This is a genomic window from Microbacterium sp. Z6_144 (assembly GCF_057197625.1).
The window spans coordinates 1,559,244-1,572,030 of record NZ_JBXVPT010000001.1; the positions used below are offsets into that span (position 1 = coordinate 1,559,244).

At 69.3% G+C, this 12,787-nt stretch carries 11 protein-coding genes and 2 tRNA genes; 9 read left to right on the forward strand and 4 right to left on the reverse strand.

The genetic code is table 11. The features are described from left to right. The first annotated feature begins 38 nt into the window (after nt 1-38). Nucleotides 39-1,526 carry an amidohydrolase gene (locus AC2DGY_RS07650; protein ID WP_484509097.1) on the forward strand — a complete coding sequence of 496 codons (1,488 nt, stop codon included), beginning with the start codon at nt 39-41 and terminating at the stop codon, nt 1,524-1,526. Between the two features lie 45 nt (nt 1,527-1,571). Here AC2DGY_RS07650 and AC2DGY_RS07655 read toward each other — a convergent pair whose 3' ends face one another. Then, nucleotides 1,572-2,057 (reverse strand): Dps family protein, encoded by a 486-nt coding sequence (locus tag AC2DGY_RS07655; protein ID WP_484509098.1) that lies wholly within the window; start codon nt 2,055-2,057, stop codon nt 1,572-1,574. Between the two features lie 171 nt (nt 2,058-2,228). Here AC2DGY_RS07655 and AC2DGY_RS07660 point away from each other — a divergent pair, with 171 nt between their 5' ends. Genes AC2DGY_RS07660 through AC2DGY_RS07670 form a run of 3 tightly spaced genes read left to right on the forward strand, consistent with a single transcriptional unit; the run spans nt 2,229 to nt 5,279 of the window. Then, nucleotides 2,229-4,346 carry an acyltransferase family protein gene (locus AC2DGY_RS07660; protein ID WP_484509099.1) on the forward strand — a complete coding sequence of 706 codons (2,118 nt, stop codon included), beginning with the start codon at nt 2,229-2,231 and terminating at the stop codon, nt 4,344-4,346. Between the two features lie 9 nt (nt 4,347-4,355). Continuing rightward, nucleotides 4,356-4,907: a gamma carbonic anhydrase family protein gene (locus tag AC2DGY_RS07665; protein WP_484509100.1), complete on the forward strand. Its 552-nt coding sequence runs from the start codon at nt 4,356-4,358 to the stop codon at nt 4,905-4,907. A 9-nt stretch (nt 4,908-4,916) separates the two neighbouring features. After that, complete coding sequence (locus AC2DGY_RS07670) at nt 4,917-5,279, forward strand: A1S_2505 family phage non-structural protein (RefSeq protein ID WP_484509101.1); 363 nt, start codon at nt 4,917-4,919, stop codon at nt 5,277-5,279. A 221-nt stretch (nt 5,280-5,500) separates the two neighbouring features. On the opposite strand, the gene AC2DGY_RS07675 is transcribed toward AC2DGY_RS07670, so the two are convergent. After that, nucleotides 5,501-5,692, reverse strand: a complete 192-nt coding sequence (locus AC2DGY_RS07675) for a hypothetical protein (RefSeq protein ID WP_484509102.1) — start codon at nt 5,690-5,692, stop codon at nt 5,501-5,503. Nucleotides 5,693-5,799: 107 nt separating this feature from the next. Then, nucleotides 5,800-5,873 (reverse strand) — tRNA-Gly (locus tag AC2DGY_RS07680). Between the two features lie 206 nt (nt 5,874-6,079). Between AC2DGY_RS07680 and AC2DGY_RS07685 the strand changes: the two genes are divergently transcribed. From AC2DGY_RS07685 to clpX, 5 genes are all read left to right on the forward strand, one after another. Then, nucleotides 6,080-6,153: transfer RNA gene (locus tag AC2DGY_RS07685), tRNA-Pro, on the forward strand. Nucleotides 6,154-6,225: 72 nt separating this feature from the next. Beyond that, the gene (gene tig / locus AC2DGY_RS07690; RefSeq protein WP_484509103.1) at nt 6,226-7,656 is read left to right on the forward strand and encodes a trigger factor; all 1,431 of its coding nucleotides are present in this window, start codon (nt 6,226-6,228) and stop codon (nt 7,654-7,656) included. Nucleotides 7,657-7,770: 114 nt separating this feature from the next. After that, nucleotides 7,771-8,418, forward strand: a complete 648-nt coding sequence (locus tag AC2DGY_RS07695) for an ATP-dependent Clp protease proteolytic subunit (protein WP_484509104.1) — start codon at nt 7,771-7,773, stop codon at nt 8,416-8,418. A gap of 33 nt (nt 8,419-8,451) precedes the next feature. Further along, the gene (locus AC2DGY_RS07700; RefSeq protein WP_484509105.1) at nt 8,452-9,123 is read left to right on the forward strand and encodes an ATP-dependent Clp protease proteolytic subunit; all 672 of its coding nucleotides are present in this window, start codon (nt 8,452-8,454) and stop codon (nt 9,121-9,123) included. Nucleotides 9,124-9,273: 150 nt separating this feature from the next. Then, nucleotides 9,274-10,542, forward strand: a complete 1,269-nt coding sequence (gene clpX / locus AC2DGY_RS07705; RefSeq protein ID WP_484509106.1) for an ATP-dependent Clp protease ATP-binding subunit ClpX — start codon at nt 9,274-9,276, stop codon at nt 10,540-10,542. A gap of 92 nt (nt 10,543-10,634) precedes the next feature. Here the strand turns inward: clpX and AC2DGY_RS07710 are convergent, their stop codons facing one another. Further along, complete coding sequence (locus tag AC2DGY_RS07710) at nt 10,635-12,686, reverse strand: M3 family metallopeptidase (RefSeq protein ID WP_484509107.1); 2,052 nt, start codon at nt 12,684-12,686, stop codon at nt 10,635-10,637. Nucleotides 12,687-12,787 lie beyond the last annotated feature (101 nt).

A 12,787-nucleotide genomic window follows, 5' to 3' on the forward strand; every position in this document is an offset into this window, starting at 1 on the left:
ATGACGGATGACCCCACCGTTGCCGGGCGTGTCGGCGCATGATCGGCGAGCAGATCGGCACGCTCCGTGGCGTGCGTGTGGCCGGCGCCGGACGCGAAATGCTCGTGGACGACGAACCGGTCGATGTCTTCCTCGCCGGCGGTCGCATCCGCGACATCGCGCCCACCGGCGCTCTGCCGTCGGTCGGTGCCGTCATCGAGGGGGAGGGCGGGTGGCTCGTTCCCGGACTGTGGGACCATCACGTCCACGTGCTCCAGGCCGCGATGGTGGCGGTGCGCGTGCCGCTGAGGGAGACCGGCTCGGCAGCCGAAGCGGCAGCGGTCATGGGGGCGGCGCCGCAGACGGGGGGTCGCCGCGTCGGCACGGGCTTCCGCGACGCGTTCTGGCCGGATGCCCCGACCCTGGAGGTGCTCGATGCGCCCACCGGCGACGTCCCGACCTACCTGATCAACGCGGACGTGCACAGCGTGTGGCTGAACTCCGCCGCCCTCCGCCGTGAGGGTCTGCCGGCCGATGCCGCGGGCATGCTCCGCGAGGAGGACGCCTTCGAGATCTGCCGGCGATTGAACGCCGTGGATGCTGCGACCTCCGACCGCCACGTCGCCGCGATCGCCCAGGAAGCCGCCGCGCGCGGTGTCGTCGGGATCGTCGACCTGGACATGGCCTGGAACCACGCGGCGTGGGTACGTCGGGTCGCCGCGGGATTCGACCGCCTCCGGGTCTCGTACGGGATCTATCCCGAGCACCTCGACGCGGCCGTCGCGGAGGGACTGCGCACCGGCGACCCGGTGCCGGGGAGTACCTCCGGGCTGGTGCGCGTCGGGGGCCTGAAGGTGATCACGGACGGATCGCTCGGCACCCGCACAGCGGCGTGCTCCCACGCGTACCCGGACGGCGATCACGGCACCCTGACGGTGGGCGCGGAGGCGCTGCGGGAACTGATGACCCGCGCGACCGGCGCCGGCCTCGCCTGCGCCGTCCACGCGATCGGCGATGTCGCCAACACCTCCGCGCTGGACGCGTTCGCACTCACCGGCGCGACCGGTTCGATCGAGCACGCGCAGCTCGTCGCGCGTGCGGACATCCCGCGGTTCGCGCGCCTGGGGGTCGCGGCGAGCGTGCAGCCCGAGCACGCCCTGGATGATCGCGATCTGACCGACACGCTGTGGGCGGATCAGACGGCCCAGCCGTACCCGCTGCGCTCGCTCGCCGACGCCGGTGCCAATCTGCGATTCGGGTCGGACGCGCCGGTATCGCCGCTGGACCCGTGGGCGGCGATCGCGGGGGCCGTCTTCCGCACGCGAGGGGGCCGCGACCCGTGGCAGCTGTACGAGGGGATCGACGTGGACACCGCGCTGGCCGCATCCACGGCGGGCGGTTCCACCCGCGGCGCGCGCGTGGAACCGGGCGGTCTCGCCGACCTCGCCCTGTGCGAGGGCGACCCGCGGACGGTGGATGAGTCGGGGATGCGGGCGATGCGGGTGCGGGCGACGCTCCTGGCCGGGCGCGTCACGCACAGCGCGTGAGACGACGAAGCCCCCGGTGCGACCGGGGGCTTCGTACGGAAGGCGTTACGCGGCGAGGTGCGCGAACAGGAACCAGCGGTCCTTGTCGAGGCCCCGCTTGATCTCGATCGCGACGTCCTGCGTCGACAGGTCGAACTCGTCCAGTCCGTCGATCGCCGCCTGCAGCTCGACCAGCACGGCGTCGATGTCGGAGATGACGGCGCGGATGATGACGTCGGACGGGGCGAAGCCCGCCGGCACAGCGGTCTCCTTAGCCTTGGCCGCGACGGTCTGCAGCCGCGAGTCCACGGGAAGGCCGAGGGCGACGATGCGCTCGGCGGCGAGGTCGGCCCACTCCTGAGCGTGCGCGACGATCGTGTCCAGCAGCTCGTGCACGCCGACGAAGTTGGATCCGCGCACGTGCCAGTGCGCCTGCTTGCCGTTGACGACGAGGGCTTCGAGGCCGAGCACGACGGGGGAGAGGAACTGCGCGGTCGCGGCGGCCATCGTGGTGTCGGCGGTGGTGGCGGTCGGGGTCTCTACGTTGCTCATATGTCCTCCTCGGAGCCCCAGGGCGGGCCCACTGGCGTCAACGCTACTCAGCGCCCGACATTCCGCAAGCAAGCCAAGGCTCGGCTTACACCCGCGTGAACGCGCGGAAATCCCGGCACCGTGCGCCGGGTCGACTACCGTCGAGAGGTGCCCTCCGCCGATCCTGTTCCCGTGCCCCAGAATCTCGGCGAACCCGCCGAGGTGCGCCGCCGGTTGCCCGCCGACCGGTCGCCCGAGCACGCCGAACCGGCCCGCTTCCTGCCGCACGTGCAGGGGCTGCGCGCCATCGCGGTGCTGTTCGTGGTGCTCTACCACTTCTGGCCCGGGCGCCTCCCGGGCGGGTACGTGGGCGTGGACATCTTCTTCGTCATCTCCGGCTTCCTCATCACCGGCCACCTCATGCGCGAGCTCACCGCCACCGGCACGGTCCGGCTCGGTCAGTTCTGGGCGCGCCGGGCGCGGCGCCTGCTCCCGGCCTCGCTCCTCGTCCTCCTCTTCTGCGCGATCGCTGCGCTGTCGCCGTACCTGACGCCGACGTCCGCGCTCCCGAACGAGGTGCAGGAGATCCTCGCGTCGACGTTCTACGTGGAGAACTGGTTCCTCGCATTCACCTCGGCCGATTACCTCGGCCACGGGGGCGAACCCACCACCGTGCAGCACTACTGGTCGCTGTCGCTGGAGGAGCAGTTCTATGTGATGTGGCCGCTGCTGATGCTGCTGGCCGCATGGATGGCGGTGAAGTGGTTCCGCGGACGCACGGCCCGCACGGTGCTCGTCGTCCTCGGAGCGGTCTCCCTCGCCTCCTTCGTGTTCTGCGTCGTGTTCACCCTCACCGACCCGGCGCCGGCCTACTTCGTCACCTTCGGTCGGATGTGGCAGTTCGGTGTGGGCGCCATGCTCGCCCTCGTCCCGCTGCTGCGGGTGGAGCATCCGGTGATCAGCTTCGTTCTCGGCTGGGGCGGCATCCTCGTGCTGCTGTTCGTGGCGTTCCGCTTCGACGGTCAGACCCCGTTCCCCGGCTACGCCGCGGCGCTTCCCACCCTCGGGGCCGCCGCGATCATCGCCGCCTCCGCCACCCGGCGCTGGTGGTACCCGACGCGCATCCTGTCGCTGCGGCCCGCGCAGTTCGTCGGCAACATCTCGTACTCGCTGTACCTGTGGCACTGGCCGCTGATCGTCATCGCCCCGTCGGTGCCGTTCTGGGGCCTGACGATCTATCATCGCGTCGCGCTGCTCGTGCTGTGTTTCGTGCTCGCCTGGCTGACCAAGAGGTTCGTGGAGGATCCGGCCCGGTCGTGGCGTGCGCTGACATCGCGCCCGGCGCGGGTGACGCTGTGGTCGTCGCTGGCCGCGATGGTGCTGGTGGGGGCCGTGGCGGGGACGGCGTGGGCGGTGAACGCGCCGGCGTACCGTGACGGCGTGCAGGCGCTCGAGCAACTGCGCGACGACCCGCCCGCCTGCTTCGGGGCCGCCGCGGTGCTGGAGCCGCAGTGCGCGGCGACCGACTGGGAGGACACGATCCTGCCCTCCACCGGCTTCGCGGGTGTGGACCGCCCCGCGGACGAGCAGTGCTTCGTGCAGCTGAACAACGCGGAGGCCGTGTCGTGCGAGTTCGGTTCGGACGCACCGGATGCTCCCACCGTCGCGCTCGTCGGCGACAGCCACGCGTACCAGCTGCTGCCGACCTTCCAGCGCATCGCCGAGCGCGAGGGGTGGCGCCTGACGACGTTCTTCAAGGGTGCCTGCCCGTGGAACACCACGCCGCTGGCGACGCCCGGTGCGTTCGGGCAGGCCTGCACCCAGTGGCGGGACGAGGTCGGAGCCGAGTTGGAGCGCGCCGACGTGGACGCCGTCTTCACCGCGGCCCTCGCCACGACGCCGTATTCCTCTGCCGGGTACGACTCGTCGTACGAGGCGGCCGTGGCCGGGTACCGCGAGGCGTGGGCCACCATGACCGACCGGGGCATCCCGGTGATCACGGTGGTGGACAACCCCGTGTGGGAGACCGACCCGAACAAGTGCCTGCGCACGCGGGACGCCGCCACGTGCGACGCCCCGCGCGAGGACGTCCTGGTGGCCGATGACCCGCTCCGTGCGGCGGCGGAGGGGGCCGACGGGGTCACGCTGCTGGACTTCACCGATGTCTACTGCACCGACGACTCGTGCTCACCGGTCGTGGGCGGCGCGAACGTGTACCGGGATCAGGACCACCTGACCGTGACGTTCGCCGACACCCTGGCTCCCTGGATCACGGGGGCCGTCGCGGGCGCGCTCGCGTCGCCTCGCTAGGCTCGCACCATGACGATCGCCGCCGACGCCACCGTTCTCGCCCTCCCCGGCGCCGCCCCCGCGGTGGATGCTTCCGCCTTCGTCGCCCCCGGCGCGCGCGTGATCGGCGACGTGACGCTCGCCGGTGAGGCGAGCGTCTGGTACAACGCCGTGCTGCGGGCCGACAGCGCGCCGATCACCGTCGGCGCCGGGAGCAACCTGCAGGACAACGTGTCGGTACACGTGGATGCGGACTACCCGGTGCGAATCGGCGAGAACGTCTCCGTGGGACACAACGCCGTGGTGCACGGCTGCACGATCGGGGACGGTTCGCTCATCGGCATGGGAAGCGTCATCCTCTCCGGCGCCGTCATCGGGGCCGGCTGCCTCATCGCCGGCGGAGCGGTCGTGCTCGAGGGCGCGGTCATCCCCGACGGCTCCCTCGTGGCCGGTGTGCCCGCCAAAGTACGGCGTGAGCTGACGGCGCAGGAGCGGGCGCGCCTCCGGGCGAACGCCGACATCTACCGCGGCCACGTGCGCACCCATGCCGCCGCGGTGGACGCCGCATCGAGCGCGCCGTAACCTCGCGCCATGCGCATCGATTCGCTGCAGCCCGGCGAGGTCTTCGTCTTCGGTTCGAACGCGCCCGGCGCCCACGGCGGGGGAGCGGCACGCTTCGCGTACGACCGCTTCGGTGCGATCTGGGGCCAGTCCGAAGGGCTGCAGGGTCAGTCGTACGGCATCGACACGATGTCGGGCCTGCGGGTCTTCGAGGAGCAGGCCGCGAGGTTCCTCGACGTCGCCCGGCAGCATCCGGAGTTGCGGTTCCTCGTGACGGAGGTCGGATGCGGCATCGCCGGCTACACGCCCGATCAGGTCGCGGGCTTCTTCGCCGGCGCACCGGAGAACGTCGTCCTGCCGGAGAGCTTCGTCGCCGTGCTCGAGCGGGATTGACGGAGGTCGGAGGTTCTGACCTTCGTCGGAGCATCAGCCGGAGATCCTCCGACCTTCGTCCGATCCTCCGGCGGGAGCGGGACGCGCCGGGGCAGCGCTAAGCGGGGCTCGCCTCAGCCGCCGTGTAGGAGTACTCGACCGGGCCTGACAGAGGCCGGAGGTTCTGACCGTCGTCGGAGCATCAGCCGGAAATCCTCCGACCTTGGTGCGATCCTCCGACGTCATCCGCCGTGGCGGACTGGCCGATCGGCGTCAGCTGCGAGGGGGACCTCGATGACGATGCGTCCGTCCCGGATCTCGCCGGGCCGCTCACCCTCGCCCGGCGAGGGGACGGGTGCCGGGAGCTGCTGCCGGCTCTGCCAGTCCAGCCGCGCATCGTGCGCGGAGGGGTGGAACAGCGCGAAGACGTCCATGCTCTGACGCTAGGGCGCGGGCGCTCGGCGGCACATCATCCGATGGGACGATACCGACCGCCACCGTAGGGGGATGCGGCGCGCCGTGTGGCGGCGCACGCGAGATGTGGAGGGGATGACGGGAATCGAACCCGCACCATCAGTTTGGAAGACTGAGGCTCTACCATTGAGCTACATCCCCGCAACGGCTCACGCCGCAGCATCCCGAGTCTAACGGAACGCGAGACCACCCTCCGACCCGCGGCGCCTGCCGCGCACGGATGAATCGGATGCCGGGGTGGTGCGGCAGCCGGAGGGCGCTGTCAAGCCCGGGGTGCACAGACCCGCCACGGCCGGATCGACTAGACTTCGGGGGGATGTTCGTCGTGCGCGCACGTGCGCACCGCCCGGGGCGTAGCTCAGCTTGGTAGAGCGCCCGCTTTGGGAGCGGGAGGCCGCAGGTTCAAATCCTGTCGCCCCGACGAGATACCCCACGACCCAGACCTATGACCGCCGCTTCTGCGCGCGGACCAGCACGAGGAGAACGAAAAGGCATGGTCAACAGCACCGTCGAGAAGCTCAGCCCGACGCGGGTGAAGCTGCACATCACGGTCTCACCCGACGAGCTCAAGCCCAGCATCGCGCACGCGTACGAGCACATCGCGCAGGACGTGCAGATCCCCGGCTTCCGCAAGGGAAAGGTGCCGGCTCCGATCATCGACCAGCGCATCGGTCGCGGCGCGGTCATGGAGCACGCCGTCAACGAGGGACTGGACAAGTTCTACCGCGAGGCCGTCGAGGCCCAGAACCTGCGGGTGATCGGCCGTCCCAACGCCGAGATCGTCGAGCTGCCGGAGCTGAAGGACTACTCCGGCGACCTCATCGTCGACGTCGAGGTGGACGTGCGCCCCGAGTTCGACCTGCCCGCCTACGAGGGCATCACGGTCACTGTGGATGCGGTGGAGGTGGACGAGGCCGCGATCGACGAGGAGCTCGACCGCCTGCGCGGCCGCTTCGGCACGCTGGTGACCGTCGACCGCCCCGCCGCTACGGGTGACTTCGTCGAACTGAACCTCGTCGCCACGATCGACGGCGCCGAGATCGACCGCGCCGAAGGCGTGTCGTACGAAGTCGGCTCCGGCGAGCTGCTCGAGGGCATCGACGAGGCCATCGAGTCGCTGACCGCCGGCGAGGAGACCACGTTCCGTTCGAAGCTCGTCGGTGGCGACCACGCCGGCGAAGAGGCCGAGGTCGCCCTCGTCGTCACCGCCGTGAAGGAGCGCGAGCTCCCCGAGGCCGACGACGACTTCGCGCAGGTCGCGAGCGAGTTCGACACGATCGCGGAACTCCGCGAGAGCCTCAAGGACCGCGTCGGCCAGCAGTCCACCTTCACGCAGGGTTCGGCCGCGCGCGACAAGCTCGTGGACGAGCTCCTCGCGCAGGTGGAGATCCCCGTGCCGCCGCAGCTGATCGAAGACGAGGTGCGCACCCACCTCGAGAACGAGAACCGGCTCGAAGACGACGTGCACCGCGCCGAGGTGGCCGAGGCCAGCGAGAAGCAGTTCCGCACGCAGATGCTGCTGGACAAGGTCGCCGAAGAGGCGAACGTGCAGGTCTCCCAGGACGAGATGACCCAGTACCTCATCCAGTCGGCCGCGCAGTACGGCATGGCGCCGCAGGAGTTCGTCGACGCGCTGCAGCAGGGCAACCAGCTGCCCGCGATCATGGGCGAGGTCGCGCGCAACAAGGCCCTCGCCGTGGCGCTCGGCCGGGTGAACGTCGTCGACACCAACGGCAACCCGGTGGACCTCAGCGGCTTCGTGGCCGTCGAGGAGACCGAGTCGGACCCCGAGGACGAGGTCGTCGAGGAGGCCCAGGAGATCGCGGATGCGGCCGCCGAGGCCGACGAGGTGATCGAGGCCGAGGAGAAGCCGGCCAAGAAGAAGCGCGCCCCGGCGAAGAAGAAGGCCGACGCCGCCGAGTAAGACCCCTTTCCGGATGCCCCGGTCTCCGCGCACACGCGGGGCCGGGGCATCCGCCATTCACGGCGCTGGGGGCACGGCTGATCTGCCCACGGCGAACACGCGTACCGGGGTCAAATGGCGCCGGTAGATTCGAAGCCAGATCGAACGGAAACAGGAGCACACATGCCCGAACCCCTGGTCGCAACAAGCGTCTTCGACCGGCTGCTGAGAGACCGCATCATCTGGCTCGGCTCAGAAGTGCGCGACGACAACGCGAACGAGATCTGCGCCAAGATCCTTCTGCTGGCTGCCGAAGACTCCGAGAAGGACATCTACCTCTACATCAACTCGCCGGGCGGCTCCATCACCGCCGGCATGGCCATCTACGACACGATGCAGTTCGTCCCGAACGACATCGTGACCGTCGGCATCGGCATGGCCGCCTCGATGGGGCAGCTGCTGCTGACCAGCGGCACCAAGGGCAAGCGGTACATCACGCCGAACGCCCGCGTCCTGCTCCACCAGCCGCACGGCGGCTTCGGCGGCACCGCCAGCGACATCCAGACCCAGGCGCAGCTCATCCTCGACATGAAGAGGCGGCTCGCCGAGATCACCGCAGCTCAGACCGGCAAGCCGGTCGAGCAGATCAACGCCGACGGCGACCGTGACCGCTGGTTCAGCGCCCAGCAGGCGCTGGAGTACGGCTTCGTCGACCACATCCGCGAATCCGCGACCGACGTCATCGGTGGCGGCGGTACCGCCGACAGCGGACCGGCTGCCTGAGACCCGCGTCGAGAGAGTAAGGACATTCCCGATATGCAGACCCCCACTTTCGGCGGCGTGAACCCGCAGGCGCTGCAGTCGCCCGGCAGCCGGTACGTCCTCCCGCAGTTCGAGGAGCGTACGGCCTACGGCTACAAGCGTCAGGACCCGTACAACAAGCTGTTCGAGGACCGCGTCATCTTCCTGGGTGTCCAGGTCGACGATGCATCCGCGGACGACGTGATGGCGCAGCTCCTGGTTCTGGAGAGCCAGGACCCCGACCGCGACATCATCATGTACATCAACTCGCCGGGCGGATCCTTCACCGCGATGACCGCGATCTACGACACGATGCAGTACGTCTCGCCGCAGATCCAGACCGTCGTGCTCGGCCAGGCCGCTTCCGCGGCCGCGGTGCTGCTGGCTGCCGGCGCGCCGGGCAAGCGCCTGGCGCTTCCGAACGCCCGCATCCTGATCCACCAGCCTGCGATGGGCGAGGCCGGCCACGGCCAGGCCTCGGACATCGAGATCCAGGCGCAGGAGATCATGCGCATGCGCACCTGGCTGGAGGAGACGCTCGCGAAGCACTCCAACCGCACGCAGGAAGAGGTCAACAAGGACATCGACCGTGACAAGATCCTCTCCTCGGAGGAGGCCGTCACGTACGGACTGGTCGACCAGGTCCTCACGACCCGCAAGCGCACCCCGGCAGCCCTCACCCGCTGACCCGATCCGAAGCCCCCGTCGTACGTCGACGGGGGCTTCGGCGTTCCCGCGCACGGTGCGCTGATACGGGCCGTCCCAATACGCTCCGATGTCCGCTGCAGCGGTTAGGCTCGAACCACCCTGAACGACCGCCCTGTAGAGGAGAGCCGGATGGCACGCATCGGTGAGAGCGCCGACCTGTTCAAGTGCTCCTTCTGCGGAAAGAGCCAGAAGCAGGTCCAGCAGTTGATCGCCGGACCCGGCGTCTACATCTGCGACGAGTGCGTCGAGCTGTGCAACGAGATCATCGAGGAGCGGATGGCGGAGTCCTCCGCCGGTGTCGTCTCGGAGTTCGACCTTCCCAAGCCTCGCGAGATCTTCTCCTTCCTGGAGGAGTACGTGGTCGGGCAGGATGCCGCCAAGCGCGCCCTGTCAGTCGCGGTCTACAACCACTACAAGCGCATCCGTGCGCACGGCACCCTGCAGTCCGCGGAACAGCGCGCCGAGGACGTCGACATCGCCAAGAGCAACATCCTCCTGCTCGGCCCGACAGGGTGCGGCAAGACCTACCTGGCCCAGACGCTGGCCAAGCGCCTGAACGTCCCCTTCGCGGTCGCCGACGCGACGGCGCTCACCGAGGCAGGCTACGTCGGCGAGGACGTCGAGAACATCCTCCTCAAGCTCCTCCAGGCCGCGGATTTCGACACCAAGCGTGCCGAGACGGGCATCATCTACATCGACGAGGTCGACAAGATCGCCCGCAAGGCGGAGAACCCCTCCATCACCCGCGATGTCTCGGGCGAGGGCGTGCAGCAGGCGCTGCTGAAGATCCTCGAGGGCACGGTCGCCTCGGTGCCGCCCCAGGGTGGCCGCAAGCATCCTCATCAGGAGTTCATCCAGATCGACACGACGAACGTGCTGTTCATCGTGGCCGGCGCTTTCGCGGGCCTGGAGGACATCATCTCCTCGCGGGTCGGCAAGCACGGCGTCGGTTTCGGTGCGCCGCTCTACGACAAGGACGGCGACCAGAACCTCTTCGGAGAGGTGCTGCCGGAAGACCTGCACAAGTTCGGCCTCATCCCCGAGTTCATCGGGCGCCTTCCCGTCGTGGCGTCGGTACACCCCCTCGACCAGGACGCGCTCATGGAGATCCTCACCGGTCCCAAGAACGCGCTGGTCAAGCAGTACCAGCGGATGTTCGAGATCGACGGCGTGCAGCTCGAATTCGAGCAGGATGCGCTCCGCGCCATCGCCGACCTCGCCGTCGGGCGCAAGACCGGAGCCCGCGGGCTCCGCGCGATCCTCGAAGACGTGCTCGGGCCGATCATGTTCGACATCCCCTCCGCCGACGACGTGGCGAAGGTGATCATCACGCAGGCCTCCGTCGAGGAAGGCGCGACCCCCACGCTCGTGCTGCACCAGAAGCGCAAGACCGCCTGACCTTCGCGCCGCGATGTCGGCGGCTGCTCCTACCGTGTGAACACGACTCTCCGGAGGCGCCTGCCCGCACGCTACGGTAGGCGCCACCCGCGTCAGTCGGTCAGCCCGCGTCGTTCCAGGAGCGGCTCGATCTCCGCATCCCGCCCGCGGAAATCGCGGTACGCCTCGAGTGGGTCCTTGGAGCCACCGACGCCGAGCAACCGCGCGCGGAAGCGATCGCCGTTCTCGCGGCGGAGACCGCCGTTCTCCCGGAACCACTCGACGGTGTCGGCGTCGAGCACCTCGCTCCAGATGTACGAGTAGTACCCGGCGCTGTATCCGCCGGAGAACACGTGCTGGAAATACGAGGAGGCGTACCGCGGTGGAACGACCGGGTTGTCCAGGCCGATGTCGGCCAACGCCGCCTGCTCGAAGGTGCTCACATCGACGTCTGCGGACGCATCTCGCGCCGACAGTGCGTGCCACGCCTGGTCGATCCAGGACGCGGCGAGGTACTCGCTCGTCGCGAAGCCCTGATTGAACGCCTCCGACGCGTGCAGGCGTTCCACCACGTCGGCGGGCAGCGGCTCGCCCGAGTCCGCATGCCGGGCGTAGTTGGCGAGGATCTCCGGCTCGAAGATCCACATCTCGTTCACCTGACTGGGGAACTCGACGAAATCCCGGAATACGGCGGTTCCTCCGAAGTGCGGATACGTGACCCGGGCGAACAGCCCGTGCAGCGCGTGGCCGAACTCGTGGAAGAGGGTGGTCACCTCATCCAGGGTGAGGAGGGTCGGGGTTCCCGCCGCGGGCTTGGCGACGTTGAGGTTGTTGACGACGACCGGAGTCGTGCCGCGGAGGTCGGACTGCACGACGATGGAGTTCATCCACGCCCCGCCCCGCTTGGTCTCGCGCGTGTACAGGTCGAGGATGTACAACCCCAGCGACGAGCCGTCGGGCTCGAACACCTCGAACACACGGGCGTCCGGGTGGTACGCGGTCAGATCTGCCCGCTCGCGGAACCGGACGCCGTAGAGGCGCTCGGCCGCGAAGAAGACCCCGTCCGTGAGCACGCGTTCCGCCTCGAACCAGGGACGCAGCGCCGTGCGATCGAGGTCGTACTCCGCCGCGCGCACCTTCTCGGTGTAGAACGCCCAGTCGTGCGCCTCGAGGGTGAACGTACTCGGTTCGTGGTCGAGGAGCTCCTGCAGCTTCTGCTCCTCTCGCCGGGCGTTGCGGGCGGCGGGCACAGCGAGCCGGCGGAGCATCGCGTGGACGGCCTCGGGCGACCCTGCCGTCTGGTCGGCGGTGACGTAGGCGGCGTGGCTGGGGTATCCCAGCAGGTGCGCACGTTCCGCGCGCAGCCGTGCGATCTCTTGCAGCACGCCGCGGTTGTCGTTGGCATTGCCCCGGATGCCACGGGCGCGCGAGGCCTCGAGGAGCCGCCGGCGGCTCTCGCGGACGGTCAGGGCGGACAGATACGGATGGCCGGTGAACAGCGTCAGCGTGACGACGTACTTTCCGGGAAGTCCGCGATCGGCACCGGCTTGCGCGGCCGCGGAGAGCTCCCCGTCTGACAGGCCATCGAGTTCTGCGGCGTCGTCGAACACGACGGCGAGGTCGTTGGTGTCGGCCAGGAGGTTCTTCTCGAACGTCGTCGTCAGCACCGACAGGCGCCGGTTGATGTCCATGAGCTGCGACTTCTCGTCATCGCTCAGGCCTGCGCCGGCACGTGACATCTCCCGGAATCGGCGCTGCACGAGGTACCGCTGCTCGTCGGTGAGGTCGAGGTCGCCGAGGCCGTCGTGAATGGTCTGGATGCGGGCGAACAGGTCCGCATCGAGCGCGATGGAGTCCTGGTGCGCGGACATCAGCGGGGCGAGCGTCTCTTCGATGTCCTGGATCTCCACGCTCGCGTCCGCGGACGACACGGTGTAGAACGTGCGGGCGACGCGGTCCAGCATCTCACCGCTGTCCTCCAGGGCGCGCAGGGTGTTCTCGAACGTGGGCGGCTCAGCCGCTCCGGCGATCGCGTCCACCGCGGAGCGTTGTGCGGCCATGGCCTCCTGGAACGCCGGCAGATAGTCGTCGGCCCGAATGGCGGCGTAATCGGGGAGTCCGTGGGGCAGGCCGCTGGCCGTGAGGAGGAGGTTGGTGCGATCCATCCCGCCAGCGTAGCCAGACCCGGCCGCGTTCCCGGTGGCGGGTGCGCGCCGAACGGGAATGTGCAAGGGCGATGCAGAGCTTGTCTTGCATGCGAGTGCGC